The organism is Dyella sp. AtDHG13, from assembly GCF_003201105.1.
In the GTDB taxonomy this organism is placed as follows: domain Bacteria; phylum Pseudomonadota; class Gammaproteobacteria; order Xanthomonadales; family Rhodanobacteraceae; genus Dyella; species Dyella jiangningensis_B.
Genome location: NZ_QICJ01000001.1, coordinates 437524 through 450054, shown reverse-complemented (window position 1 = coordinate 450054; position 12531 = coordinate 437524). Strand labels below are relative to the sequence as shown.

General features: G+C 64.5%; 12 protein-coding genes. 6 read left to right on the top strand and 6 right to left on the bottom strand.

Annotated elements, in window-relative coordinates:
- The first annotated feature begins 90 nt into the window (after positions 1 to 90).
- Positions 91 to 414: a quaternary ammonium compound efflux SMR transporter SugE gene (gene sugE, locus BDW41_RS01975; protein WP_074547144.1), complete on the top strand. Its 324-nt coding sequence runs from the start codon at positions 91 to 93 to the stop codon at positions 412 to 414.
- A gap of 408 nt (positions 415 to 822) precedes the next feature.
- Entirely contained in the window at positions 823 to 1974 is a 1152-nt protein-coding gene (locus tag BDW41_RS01970; RefSeq protein ID WP_083337534.1) for a lipocalin-like domain-containing protein, read from the top strand.
- A gap of 69 nt (positions 1975 to 2043) precedes the next feature.
- Here the strand turns inward: BDW41_RS01970 and phoU are convergent, their stop codons facing one another.
- The 6 genes from phoU to rnt form a co-directional block, all read right to left on the bottom strand.
- Positions 2044 to 2775, bottom strand: coding sequence for a phosphate signaling complex protein PhoU (gene phoU / locus BDW41_RS01965; RefSeq protein WP_074547146.1), 732 nt, complete (start codon positions 2773 to 2775; stop codon positions 2044 to 2046).
- A gap of 84 nt (positions 2776 to 2859) precedes the next feature.
- Positions 2860 to 3675 carry a phosphate ABC transporter ATP-binding protein PstB gene (pstB, locus tag BDW41_RS01960; protein ID WP_019464987.1) on the bottom strand — a complete coding sequence of 272 codons (816 nt, stop codon included), beginning with the start codon at positions 3673 to 3675 and terminating at the stop codon, positions 2860 to 2862.
- Entirely contained in the window at positions 3668 to 4543 is an 876-nt protein-coding gene (gene pstA, locus BDW41_RS01955; protein ID WP_074547147.1) for a phosphate ABC transporter permease PstA, read from the bottom strand. Before pstA ends, pstB begins: the two co-directional genes overlap by 8 nt.
- A complete protein-coding gene (gene pstC, locus BDW41_RS01950; RefSeq protein ID WP_074547148.1) occupies positions 4543 to 5562 on the bottom strand; it encodes a phosphate ABC transporter permease subunit PstC in 1020 nt (339 codons plus the stop codon). The genes pstA and pstC overlap by 1 nt, the downstream gene beginning before the upstream one ends.
- Positions 5563 to 5750: 188 nt before the next feature.
- Positions 5751 to 6764 carry a phosphate ABC transporter substrate-binding protein PstS gene (gene pstS / locus BDW41_RS01945; RefSeq protein ID WP_074547149.1) on the bottom strand — a complete coding sequence of 338 codons (1014 nt, stop codon included), beginning with the start codon at positions 6762 to 6764 and terminating at the stop codon, positions 5751 to 5753.
- Positions 6765 to 7002: 238 nt separating this feature from the next.
- Positions 7003 to 7662 carry a ribonuclease T gene (gene rnt, locus BDW41_RS01940; RefSeq protein WP_074547150.1) on the bottom strand — a complete coding sequence of 220 codons (660 nt, stop codon included), beginning with the start codon at positions 7660 to 7662 and terminating at the stop codon, positions 7003 to 7005.
- A gap of 224 nt (positions 7663 to 7886) precedes the next feature.
- Between rnt and BDW41_RS23630 the strand changes: the two genes are divergently transcribed.
- The 4 genes from BDW41_RS23630 to BDW41_RS01920 all read left to right on the top strand — a co-directional run bounded on the left by BDW41_RS23630 (position 7887) and on the right by BDW41_RS01920 (position 12516).
- Complete coding sequence (locus BDW41_RS23630) at positions 7887 to 9527, top strand: hypothetical protein (RefSeq protein WP_083337535.1); 1641 nt, start codon at positions 7887 to 7889, stop codon at positions 9525 to 9527.
- 210 nt (positions 9528 to 9737) lie between these two features.
- Positions 9738 to 10088 carry a hypothetical protein gene (locus BDW41_RS01930; RefSeq protein ID WP_074547151.1) on the top strand — a complete coding sequence of 117 codons (351 nt, stop codon included), beginning with the start codon at positions 9738 to 9740 and terminating at the stop codon, positions 10086 to 10088.
- 218 nt (positions 10089 to 10306) lie between these two features.
- Complete coding sequence (locus tag BDW41_RS01925) at positions 10307 to 10990, top strand: carbonic anhydrase (RefSeq protein WP_074547152.1); 684 nt, start codon at positions 10307 to 10309, stop codon at positions 10988 to 10990.
- 14 nt (positions 10991 to 11004) lie between these two features.
- On the top strand, positions 11005 to 12516 hold the full coding sequence (locus tag BDW41_RS01920) for a SulP family inorganic anion transporter (RefSeq protein WP_110301510.1): 1512 nt from the start codon (positions 11005 to 11007) through the stop codon (positions 12514 to 12516).
- Positions 12517 to 12531: the final 15 nt, after the last annotated feature.

Below are 12531 nucleotides of genomic sequence, written 5' to 3'. Positions count from 1 at the left end.
CTCCGCAATGGAGCCGGTCTGCGGGGACGACCCCGCAAGCCTGTTTCTTCCAGCGGGGACGACCCTGCTCTTCCTCCAGAGGAGCGCAACATGCCCTGGATCTATCTCGTACTCGCCGGCCTGCTCGAAATCGTGTGGGCGGTGGGCCTGAAATACACCGAAGGTTTCACCCGCCTTTGGCCCAGCGTGGTCACGGGCACCGCGATGACGGCGAGCGTCGTGCTGCTGGCGATGGCGGTGAAGACGCTGCCCATCGGCACCGCCTATGCGATCTGGACTGGTATCGGCGCGGTGGGTGCCGTGATTCTCGGCATCGTGTTGTTCGGGGATTCGGCCTCGCCATTGCGGCTGGCCTGTGTGGGGCTGGTGGTGCTTGGCATGGTGGGACTGAAGTTGACTGGCGGTGCTCACTAGCCCAAGGCTTTCCGCAGGAGCGCCATGTGCGCTCCTGCGTGATCTTCTCTGATCCATTTGTCGCCTGTCGACGCACTCGATGTTTGCGGTGATGCGCGTGGCGCGCACGATGCGGCATGCACAAGGTGTGGTGCCTTTAACGCTGGCGCATCGCTTTCACAGTCGACTCACGAGCGCGGGCGCATAAGTTGCCGCCCGGGTTCGCCGTGCGCACGTCACGCGTACTCGTTGGGGCTAATCATGTGGGTCGTTGACTGCCGACTTCGCCCGTCGCCTGGCGTAGTGTCGCTCGTGCCATGTTGGATGTGCTCGCAGGCCTTCCTGTAAGGGGCCGCGACCTGATGCGCTGAGCCAGCAGCGGAATGGTTCTTTAAGGGGGAATTCCTTCCCATCCGTGGAGGTGCGCTAATGATTTCCTCACTGCCATGCAGGTGCTTCGGGCCGGTTACGGCCATCCATATTCGGCGCCGGCTGCATCGTGCCGCAAGCTTGTGCCTTGGCCTCGGCCTGGGTTTCAGTGGTTCGGTGTATGCGCAATCGACGTCGCCGTATTTCTCCATCCCAGCCGACGAATCTCCGCACAACGCAACCATCGAGTGGTGGTATTACACGGGGCATCTGACCGGCAAGGATATTTTCGGTGTTACGCATAATTACGGATTTCAGGTCACCGATTTCCGCTTGGGCCTGGGCGCCTATCCGCTGAGTTCGGGGTATATCGGCAACTTCGCGATCACCGATCTGAATCGCGGCGTGCACGAGAACGATGCGCGGGTTTCCATCCAGCCGGATATTCTCCCACCCGGTGGCGGTTACAACATCCAGATAGACGACTGGAACGCCAACGCCCGCAATGGCTCCGGTTCGATGGCTGCCGGGATGTACACGCTGCACTACCAGGCGCAATTGAACGTGCAGCCGAGCAGCTATGGCGTGGTCTGGCACGGCAATGGCGGCATCATGCCGCCCACGACGACGGGCGCGCTCAACTACTACTCGTTTCCCAGCCTGAGTGCGTCGGGCACCGTAATCGATCACGGCCTGGTCATACCCGTCACGGGCACGGCCTGGTTCGATCACGAATGGGGCGCCGCCTTCTCCGCCACGACGCCAACCGGATGGGACTGGTATGCCATCGAGTTGTCCGATGGCCGCAAATTCGACGTCTCGGTACTCAAGGACGCCAGCGGCAATACCACGCAGACCTACGGGACCGCTATCGCGGCCGACGGCAGCTACAGCGCGATCAGCCCCAGCGACATCGACGATCAGTCGACCGGCGTGAGCTGGACCAGCCCCAGGAGCGGGCTCGTCTACCACACCCAGCAGATCCTCAAACTGCCGGGCGGCCAGGTGACCGTGACGGCACTGATTCAAGACCAGGAAATGGCCACCTTTGCCGGCCTGACCGGTGGCGTCGTGCAGCGATTGGCGAGCACGGCAGGCGTTCCCAATACCTACTATTGGGAAGGCGATTCCACGGTGAGCGGTGCGATTAACGGCGTGCCGGTGACCGGCAAGGCGTACCTGGAACTCAATCCGCCGCAGATCCTGCCGTGATGTCGGTTCATCCCTGACGATGGCCTGGATTTTGGAAAGGCCCCGCTCGATGAGCGCGGCCTTTCGAGTTCAGTCCTTGTGGCCCAGCTTGGTCGGCTCGGGATTGGAGGTGAAGTCGCGCTTGGCGCGCTGCGCCGTGAGCGGTTCGCCGTTCACCTGATACCAGATGCTCTCGGCGATGTTGGTGGCGTGGTCGCCGATGCGCTCGATGTTCTTCGCCATGAACAGCAGGTGCGTGCAGGGCGTGATGTTGCGCGGGTCTTCCATCATGTAGGTGAGCAGCTGGCGGAAGTAGCCGGTGTAGGCTTCGTCCAGGTCCGCATCGTCCTTCCACACCTGGTAGGCGCGCTCGGCATCGCGGTCGCGATAGGCCATCAGCACGTCGCGCACTTCCTTTGCGGCCAGTTCGGCCAGGTAGCCCAGGCCGTTGGTCGGTGCGATGGGCGCCACCATCGACAGCGGAATGGAGCGCTTGGCCACATTGGCGGCGTAGTCGCCGATGCGTTCGATGTCGGCGGCGATGCGCAGCGCGGCGAACACGTTGCGCAGGTCGCCGGCAATCGGCGCGCGCAGCGCGAGCAGGCGCACCACGTCGTGGCTGATCTCCTGCTCGAGCAGGTCGATGGCGTCGTCGTTGCTGACCACGTGCTGCGCGGCGCGCTCGTCGCGGCGATCGATCACGTCGATGGCCGCTTCCAGCTGGCTCACCGCGAGCTCGCCCATGCGGACGATTTCGCCGGTGAGGCGGGCCAGCTCGTCGTCATAGCTCTTGATGATGTGTTCTTTGCTGCTGCCGCTCATTGGGGTATTCCCTATCAGTGGAGAATGAGGCGGCGTGGCCCCTCACCCTAGCCCTCTCCCCAGAGGGGAGAGGGAATCGCATGGTTAGCCGAAGCGGCCGGTGATGTAGTCCTCGGTCTGCTTCTTGCCGGGCTTGGTGAAGATCTGCTCGGTGCGGTCGAATTCGATCAGCTCGCCCAGGTACATGAAGGCGGTGAGGTCCGAGCAACGGGCCGCCTGCTGCATGTTGTGGGTGACGATGACGATGGTGTACTCGCTCTTGAGTTCTTCCACCAGCTGCTCGATGCGCCCGGTGGCGATCGGGTCCAGCGCCGAGGTCGGTTCGTCGAGCAGCAGCACTTCGGGCTTGAGCGCGATGCCGCGGGCAATGCACAGGCGCTGCTGCTGGCCGCCGGAAAGGCCCAGCGCGCTCTGCTTGAGCTTGTCCTTCACCTCGTCCCACAGCGCGGCGCTGCGCAGCGCCTGTTCGACGCGGATCTCCATGTCGGCGCGCGAGAGCTTCTCGTGGTGGCGGATGCCGTAGGCCACGTTCTCGAAAATGGTCATCGGGAACGGCACCGGCTTCTGGAACACCATGCCGACCTTGCTGCGCAGGCGGTTCATGGAGTAGCTCGAGTCGAGGATGTTCTCGCCGTCGAGCACGATCTCGCCCTTGGCTTCCAGCTTGGGGTAGATGGCGTAGATGCGGTTGAAGATGCGCAGCAGGGTGGACTTGCCGCAGCCGGACGGGCCGATGATGGCCGTCACCTTCTTCTCCGGGATATCCATATTGATGCCTTTCAGCGCATGGAACCCGTTGTAGTAGAAGTGCAGGTCGCGCACCTTCAGCTTGGTGGGCGCGATGGGGGCAGGCGTGGCCGCGGACTGCGGGTGGATGCCGGCGGCGGCGGACTCAGTCATGGGACACCTTGGAGCGGGAAAGGACCAGACGGGAAGCAAGGCTCAGCAACAGCACGAACATGGTCAGCACGAAAGCGCCGGCCCATGCGATGGCATGCAGCCCTTCGCCTGGATCGTTGGCGTACTGGTAGATCATCTGCGGCAGGCTGGACATCTTGTCCGACGGGTTGAAGGTCATGTAGTTGTTGCCGAACGCCGTGAACAGCAGCGGCGCGGTTTCGCCGCTGATGCGCGCCAGTGCCAGCAGCACGCCGGTGATGATGCCCGAGCGCGCGGCGCGGATCAGGATCTGCGTGGTCAGCTTCCACTGCGGGATGCCCAGCGACAGCGAGGCCTCGCGCAGCGTGGAGGGCACCAGGCGCAGCATTTCGTCCGAAGTGCGCACGATCACGGGCAGGGCGATCAAGGCCAGCGCCACGCCGCCGGCCCAGCCGGAGAACGTGGTGGAACCGCTGGTGAGCGACGTCGTGGGCAGCACCACGATGGTGTAGACGAACAGGCCCAGCACGATGGACGGCGCCGACAGCAGGATATCGTTGAGGAAGCGGATCGACTCGCCCAGCTTGGTGCCGTTGGCGTATTCCGCCAGCCACGTGCCGGCCAGCACGCCGATGGGCGTGGCGATGAGGATGCCGATCAGGTTCACGATCAGGCTGCCTACCATCGCATTGGCCAGGCCACCCTGTTCGCCGTAGGCCGTGATCTTGGTGAACAGTTGCGGCTTGAGCGTGCCGACGCCCTGGCGCAGCGTTTCCCACAGGATCCACGCCAGGAAGATCAGGCCGATCAGGGTGGCGATCACGCTGAGCGTCAGCGCCACGATGTTCTTGATGCGGCGCTTGGTATAGAGGAACGAGCTGGAAGCCATCAGCGGCCCTCCTTGTGGGCGAGCTGGCGCAACATCCAGCGGGCGATCAGCAGCACGATGAAGGTCACCACGAACAGCAGGAAGGCCAGCGCCATCAGCGTGGACTTCTGCAGGCCGGCCGCCTCGCTGAACTGGTTGGCGATGGTGGAGGCGATGGACGCGCCCGGATCGAGGATCGACGGCGACAGCTGCATGGCGTTGCCGAGCACGAAGGTCACCGCCATCGTTTCGCCCAGCGCACGGCCAAGGCCGAGGAAGATGCCGCCGATCACCGCCGAGCGAGTGTAGGGCAGCACGATGTCCCACGACACTTCCCAGGTGCTGGAGCCCAGCGCGTATGCGGACTCCTTCAGGCGCGAGGGCACGGTCTGGAACACTTCGCGCATCACCGAGGAGATGAACGGAATGATCATCACGGCCAGCACGATGCCGGCGGTGAGAATGCTGGCGCCGAACGGATAGTCGCTGCCGAACAGCTTGCCCAGGAAGGTGTGCTGGGCCACCCACGACAGCTTGCCGTCGTCAGGCTTGTTGCCCAGGTAATTGGTCAGCCACGGCTTGATGTGATCGGCGAAGAAGGGCGCAAAGATGAAAAGGCCCCACATGCCGTAGATGATCGAAGGGATGCCGGCCAGCAGTTCGATGGCCGAGGCCACCGGCGTGCGCAGCCACGGCGGTGCCACTTCGGAAAGATAGAGCGCCACGCCGAAGCTGATCGGCACGGCGATGACGAGGGCGATCAGCGAGGTCATCAGGGTGCCGTACACCGGCACCAGGGCGCCGTAGGTGTCCGAACCCGGGTCCCACGCGGAGCTGAAGAGGAAGTGCCAGCCGAACGTGCCGAACGCGTGCCGTCCGCCCCAGAGCGTGGCGCCTGCGGCGCCGAGCAGGCAGGCCAGCACCAGCAGGGCACAGGCCATCAGGATCCCACTGAAAAGGCGGTCGTGCCGCGCGTCGCGGCGTGCGCGCTCTTCCTGCTGGGGCACGGTGGCGGCGACGGCGCCTACATTCGCTTGCATGTGCGGAGGATTCCTCGGCATTCAGGCCGTGCGGTTGCAAGTCGCGCGGCTCATGGAAGATGCGCCGGTTCCGGGCGCCTTTCAACAACAGGCCGCCCGAGGTTAGTCGGGCGGCCGTTGTCGTGCGGTCAAGCCTTGAGGTTAAACCTCGCCGGTTGCTGTTGCGTGACCGGCGAGACGGGTGCCTCTCAGTGCTTGTATTCGGAAGCCCAGTAGGCCTCGATCTTCTTGACCAGCGTGTCCGGCAGGGCGACGTAGTCCAGCGAGGCGGCGTCCTTCTGGCCGTTCTCGAGCGCCCACTTGAAGAACTCGAAGGCCACCTTGGTGTGCTCGGCGTTCTTCGGCTTCTTGTACATCACCACCCAGGTGGTCGCGGTGATCGGCCAGGCCTGCGCACCGGAGGCGTTGGTCATGATCACGTTGAAATCCTTGGCGCTGCCCCAGTCGGCGGTGGCGGCGGCGGCGGCGAACGCTTCGGCGCTCGGGGCCACGACCTGGCCGGCGGCGTTCTTCAGGTCCACCCAGCTGATCTTGTTCTTCACGGCAAAGGCGTACTCGACGTAGCCGATGGAGCCGGTGATCTGCTTGACGTACTGCGACACGCCTTCGTTGCCCTTGCCGCCCACGCCGGTCGGCCACTCGACGGCCGTGCCGAACTTGACCTTGGACGCCCACTCCGGGCTGACCTTGGACAGGTAGTTGGTGAAGTTGAACGAGGTGCCCGAGCCGTCCGAGCGATGCACCACGGTGATCTTCCTGGCCGGCAGGTTCACGCCGGCGTTCTGCGAAGCGATCTTGGGATCGTTCCACATGGTGATCTTGCCGAGGAAGATGTCGGCGAGGGTGGCGCCGTCCAGCTTGACCTGGCCCGCTTCCACGCCCGGGATGTTCACCACCGGCACGATGCCGCCCACCACGACCGGGAACTGGCCCAGGCCGAACTGCGCGAGGTCTTCAGCCTTCACCGGTGCGTCGGTGGCGCCGAAGTCGATGGTGCCTTCCTTGATCTGCGCCACGCCGGCGCCCGAGCCGACGGACTGGTAGTTGAGCTTGTTGCCGGTCTTTTCGGCATAGCCGGCAGACCACTTGGAGAGAACCGGGTACACGAAGCTCGAGCCGGCGCCGGTGATGTCCGTGGCCTGCGCGGCCATGGCGAACAGCGAGGCCGTCGCGAACACGGCAGCCGTGCCGATGCGGGTCAAAGATTTGGTTGAGATCAACACGGTAGCTCCTTAAGCGTAAGGGTCTCGGGGGATTCCCGCCCGCCGTTATTTCATGCGCGTCGTGTTGCAATGAAATGAGTTCAATGTTTCAGCGATATGACAACGCGCCATCGGCTGTCATATGAGCCTGATAAAAAAGGGATTAAAGGCGAACGCCGAAACTGACGCGGGACCGTCCCGCCGCTTTACATCGACTCAACGTCGATCTCCCGTCGCTTCACATCGACTCGACGCCGATCTGGTCGCGCTCGAACTCTTCCAGGCGGCGCCAGCGGTTGACGATGGTGCAGAACAGCTCCGCCGTGCGCTCGGCGTCATAGATAGCGGAGTGCGCCTCGCGCGTGTCGAACGCCATGCCGGCGGCCTGCACGGCCTTGCTCAGCACCGTCTGCCCGAAGGCGAGGCCGCTCAGCGTGGCCGTATCGAAACAGCTGAAAGGATGGAACGGGTTGCGCTTGTGGCCGGTGCGGCGCACCGCCGCGTTGAGAAAACCCAGGTCGAACGCCGCGTTGTGGCCAACCAGGATGGCGCGCTGGCAATCCATGTCGCGCATGGCGTCGCGGATTGGCTTGAACACGTGGTCCAGCGCCAGGCGTTCGTCCAGGGCGCCGCGCAGCGGGTTGTCCGGGTCGATGCCGGTGACTTCCAGGGCGCGCGGGTCGATGTTCGCGCCCGGAAACGGGTGCACGTGGGCGGAAACGGCCGGCACGGGCTGCAGGTAGCCCTCGGGCGTCATGCGAAGGACGACGGCGGCAATCTCCAGCAGGGCATCGCGCTCCGCATCGAAACCGCCTGTTTCAACGTCCACGATGACCGGCAGAAAGCCACGGAAACGCTCGGCCATGCGGCCGGCCATGCTGTTGTTGAGCTTGTCCATCCCGCAAGCATACCAGCCGGGGCCCTGTGGGCCCGCTTTCCGGGACTTGTAAGAAAGTCATTCCGTACGTGCGCGAACGCATGTCTTCGTTTTGTCACATAACGTCCATCTAACGGTAAAACCCGGGGCCCATTCTGCGCACCGATCGTGCTTGGACAGCCGGAGATCGAAGGGGATCAAAGGGGGCCGTCCAGGTGATTCTTACCTACATGCGGAGAACATCCATGCGTTCCAAGTTGCTCGCGGTGGCGATTGCTGCCGGTTTGGGCGTTACCAGCTTCCACGTCATGGCCGACCCGGCCCCGGCGAAGTCGACCTCCAAGACCACCACGCAGTCGTCGCAGGCGGCCGAGATCGAAGCGCTGAAGGCCCAGTTGCAGGCCCTGCAGGCCAAGGTGGTCGAGCTGGAGCAGCGCACGGATGCGCAGTCCGATATCAACGTGTCCACCGGCCAGGCCGTGGAGAACGTGCAGAAGCAGGTCGCCGCCACCGACGCGCAGGTCAAGAAGTCGAGCGACAAGCTGGCGTACAAGGGTGTGAACATCACCCTGGGCGGCTTCCTCGCGGCCGAATCGATCTACCGCTCGGCCCAGGAAGGTGCGGACATCGCCTCCAACTACAGCGCGATCCCGTACAAGAACGTGCAGACCGCGCACATGAACGAGTTCCGCTTCAGCGCCCGCCAGAGCCGCCTGTCGGCCCTCGTGCAGGGTGACGTGAACCCGACCACGCACCTGGCCGGCTACGTCGAAATGGACTTCCTGGGCGGCGCCCAGACCGCGAACCAGAACGAGTCCAACTCGTTCAACCCGCGCATGCGCAACGTCTACATGACGGCCGACTGGGATACCTCGGGCCTGCACCTGCTGGCCGGCCAGAACTGGTCGCTGCTCACGCTCAACAGCAAGGGCATCACCCCGCGCACCGAGCTGACCCCGCCGCAGATCGACGCGCAGTACATCCCGGGCTTCACCTGGGCGCGTCAGGCGCAGATCCGCCTGGTCAAGGATTGGGACAAGAAGTACTGGCTGGGTATCTCGCTGGAGAACCCGCAGACCACCTTCTACAGCAGCCCGAACCAGTCCAAGGCGCCGGTGCAGCAGACGGCCTACAACATCACCGCGGGCTCGGGTTACGACTCGGCCAACACGCTGTCGCTCAACCACATCCCCGACGTCATCGTGAAGTTCGCGGCTGACCCGGGCTACGGTCACTACGAAGTGTTCGGCCTGGCCCGCGCCTTCTACAACCGCTACGCCGTCAATGGTTCGTACCAGAACCACGACACCTGGGGTGGTGGCTGGGGTGCCGCCGCGGTGCTGCCGCTCATCGAGAAGACCCTCGACTGGCAGATCTCCGGCATGGACGGCAAGGGCATTGGCCGCTACGGCAGCGCCCAGCTCTCCGACGTGACCTTCAGCCCGAACGGCAACATCGCCCCGATCAAGGAAAACATGATCCTGACGGGCCTGACCTGGCACGCCAACTCCGACGTGGACGTCTATCTGTTCGGCGGCCGCGAACAGGCCAGCAAGAAGGACTTCCAGGCCTACAACGGCGGCGTGGTGCAGCTCGGCTACGGCAACCCGGCCTACAACAACAGCGGCTGCGACATCGCCGGCAACTCCAACTGCGTGGGCAACGCCCGCGAGATCTGGCAGGGCACCGCCGGCTTCTGGTGGAAGTTCTACCAGGGCAAGTTCGGCAAGATGCAGTTCGGCGCCCAGTACTCCTACACGCAGAAGGAAGCGTTCCCGGGCCAGGGCTTCATCAACGGCGTCAGCGGCCCGGTCGCCAACGGCCTGGCTTCGCCGAAGGCCACCGAGAACATGTTCTTCACCTCTTTCCGCTACTACCCGTTTTAATCCACAGCGGTACGACTATCGGAAGGGAGTTCGACCCAGGGATGGAAAAACGGCGGGCTTTGGCCCGCCGTTTTGTTTTTTCCGAGCACGCGTTTTCGCATTCGCGCAGACGTCGCGAACATGAATATTCGCTGGCGCATTTCTGAAGATGCCTTATTGATCTTGCGCAAAGTCTTGCGACTGTCATGGGCTTCCGATAACGTCGGTGTCATGACTTCGCGTCTTCTCCGCTCCCGCTTCGCCGTGTTCCTGGCGTGTCTGTTCGGCCTGCTTCTGCTGGTCGGCACGCCGGTGCGTCCGGTGCAGCAGGCTGCTGCGGCGTCGGATGGCAAGGCGGTGGCGACGCAGGTCATGGTCGACGATCTTGCCGATACGGCGGACGACGACGCTGATACGTCCTCGCTTCAGGACAGCAGCAACGGCGGCATGGACGACATTCTCCATCCGTTCGACGTGGCTTATCTGTGGGCGCCCATGCCCACCCAGGCGCCTGTGTCGGCCAGCTACGAGCTGAGCCTGCACGAGCCCGCGCCGCAACTGCGCCCGCCAGAGATGGCCTGATCCGCGCTGCCGCTGACGCGGCACGCGTTCTCCTGCGCGCACGCCTTGTTGGCCTGCCGCTTTCGATGGCTCTGTCAGTGAACTGATTCCATGCATGCGGCGCGTTGTGTGCGTCCGTGCGTGGCTTGCAGGCCATCCGTTCCTTTTCCCCAAGATGCCTTCGCATGGCGCGTGTTGCGCCGCGGGCGTCATACCCTATTTTTGCCTGGAGTATTCGCATGAAGCGTTTGATCGAAGGTTTCGAACAGTTCCGCAATGATGTCTTTCCGGCCCAGCGCGAGGTGTTCCGCAAGCTGGCCTCGGGGCAGAGCCCCAGCACCATGTTCATCACCTGCGCCGACTCGCGCGTGATGCCGGAGCTGATGTTCTCGGCGCAGCCCGGCGAGCTGTTCGTGTATCGCAACATCGGCAACATCGTGCCGCCGTACGCGCAGCACGTGAGCGGCGTCGTGGCCGCCATCGAGTACGCGGTGAAGGTGCTCCAGGTCCGCCACATCGTGATCTGCGGCCACTCCGATTGCGGCGCGATGAAGGCGCTGCAGCATCCGGAACGGGTGCAGGACATGCCATCGGTCGCCGCATGGATGAAGCACGCAGACGTGGCGCGTTACGTCGTCCAGCAGAACGCGCCCAGCTTGCAGGGCCATGAAGGCCTGCGGCGGCTGACGGAGGAAAACGTCGTGGGCCAGCTTGAACATCTGCGCACGCTGCCTGCGGTGGCAGCGGCCATGGCGAGCGGGCAACTGCGCATCCATGGCTGGGTGTACGACATCGCGCTGGCCGAACTCAAGGCGTTCGACGCGCAGCAAGGGTGCTTCGTGCCCATCCAGCCAGGCAGCGGCGAGGTGCCTGAGGCCACGCCGCATGCGCGCTTCTCCATGCCGTCGGCATCGGCTGCCTGAGGACCGCCGCCGTGATGAGCCAATACTTCAAGCAGGGCTTGTTCGGACGCGACCTGCTCGGTTCCATCGTGGTGTTCCTGGTGGCCTTGCCCTTGTGCATGGGCATCGCCATTGCCTCGGGCATGCCGCCGGCGGCAGGCCTGATCACGGGCATCGTGGGCGGCCTGGTGGTGGGCATGTTCGCGGGTTCGCCGTTGCAGGTGAGCGGCCCCGCGGCGGGCCTGGCGGTGCTGGTGTTCGAGCTGGTGCGCGAGCACGGCGTGATCGCGCTGGGCCCGGTGGTGCTGTTGGCCGGCCTGATCCAGATCGCCGCCGGCCTGTGCCGCGTGGGCGTGTGGTTCCGCATGTGCTCGCCGGCCGTGGTGGCGGGCATGCTGTCGGGCATTGGCGTGTTGATCGTCGCCTCGCAGTTGCATGTGCTGATGGATGCGCTGCCGAAGGCTCGCGGCCTGGAAAACTTCGCCGCGCTGCCCGGTGCCTTGATCGACGCGGTGCAGGGCGAGGCGGGCAGCCTGACGGCGTTGGCCGTGGGCGTGGCCACCATTGCCATCATGCTCGGCTGGGAAAAGCTGCGTCCGGCAAAGCTGCGTTTCGTGCCGGGTGCGTTGCTCGCCGTGATCGCGGTAACGGCCGTGGTGCAGTTCGCCGGCCTGTCGGTGAAGACGGTGGATGTGCCTTCCAATCTGCTGTCCGCGGTGACGCTGCCGAGCTTCGGCAGTCTGGCGGGTTTGCTCGAGCCCTCGCTGATGATCGCGGCGCTGACGTTCGCCTTCATCGCCAGCGCCGAGACGCTGCTCTCTGCCGCCGCGGTGGATCGCATGCACGACGGCGTGCGCACCAACTTCGACCGCGAGCTCACCGCGCAAGGTATCGGCAACACGATCTGCGGCTTGTTCGGCGCGTTGCCGATGACTGGTGTAATCGTGCGCAGCGCCGCCAACGTGCAGGCCGGTTCGGCCACGCGCATGGCGACCATCATGCACGGCGGCTGGTTGCTGGTGTTCGCGTCGTTGTTGCCGTGGCTGATGCGCATGACGCCGGTGGCGTGCCTGGCGGGCATCCTGGTGTTCACCGGCATCAAGATGGTGAACTTCAAGCAGGTGAAGGCGCTGGCGCAGTACGGCAAGGGCACCGCGTGGATCTATGTGGCGACCACCGTGGCCATCGTGGCGACCGACCTGCTGGCCGGCGTGCTGATCGGCTTCGCACTGTCGCTGTTCCGCCTTGCGCTGCATTCGTCGCGCCTGAAGGTGGGCCTGGATCATCACGAGGAACCGGGCACCGCGTCGCTGCGGCTGGAAGGCTCTGCCACCTTCCTGCGCGTGCCCTCCGTGGCGCGCACGCTGGAGCGCGTGCCGCCGAACACGCGCGTGCAGCTCGAGGTGGATCGCCTGCATCACGTCGATCAGGCGTGCCTGGAACTGCTGCGCGAATGGGGCAGGAACGCCTCGGCACGCGGCTGTGAGCTGGTGGTGGACTGGCAACAGCTCAACCAGCGCGTGGAAGGCGTGCGGCGAGCGGCATAGGGCCGGTTCGCCATC

Bases quoted from the DNA above. Each gene is read 5' to 3' on its own strand.
- sugE (WP_074547144.1), top strand. From the start codon at position 91: ATGCCCTGGATCTATCTCGTACTCGCCGGCCTGCTCGAAATCGTGTGG.
- BDW41_RS01970 (WP_083337534.1), top strand. From the start codon at position 823: ATGATTTCCTCACTGCCATGCAGGTGCTTCGGGCCGGTTACGGCCATC.
- pstB (WP_019464987.1), bottom strand. From the start codon at position 3,675: ATGACTGAGTCCGCCGCCGCCGGCATCCACCCGCAGTCCGCGGCCACG.
- pstA (WP_074547147.1), bottom strand. From the start codon at position 4,543: ATGGCTTCCAGCTCGTTCCTCTATACCAAGCGCCGCATCAAGAACATC.
- pstC (WP_074547148.1), bottom strand. From the start codon at position 5,562: ATGCAAGCGAATGTAGGCGCCGTCGCCGCCACCGTGCCCCAGCAGGAA.
- BDW41_RS01920 (WP_110301510.1), top strand. From the start codon at position 11,005: ATGAGCCAATACTTCAAGCAGGGCTTGTTCGGACGCGACCTGCTCGGT.
- BDW41_RS23630 (WP_083337535.1), top strand. From the start codon at position 7,887: ATGCGTTCCAAGTTGCTCGCGGTGGCGATTGCTGCCGGTTTGGGCGTT.
- BDW41_RS01930 (WP_074547151.1), top strand. From the start codon at position 9,738: ATGACTTCGCGTCTTCTCCGCTCCCGCTTCGCCGTGTTCCTGGCGTGT.
- BDW41_RS01925 (WP_074547152.1), top strand. From the start codon at position 10,307: ATGAAGCGTTTGATCGAAGGTTTCGAACAGTTCCGCAATGATGTCTTT.
- phoU (WP_074547146.1), bottom strand. From the start codon at position 2,775: ATGAGCGGCAGCAGCAAAGAACACATCATCAAGAGCTATGACGACGAG.
- rnt (WP_074547150.1), bottom strand. From the start codon at position 7,662: ATGGACAAGCTCAACAACAGCATGGCCGGCCGCATGGCCGAGCGTTTC.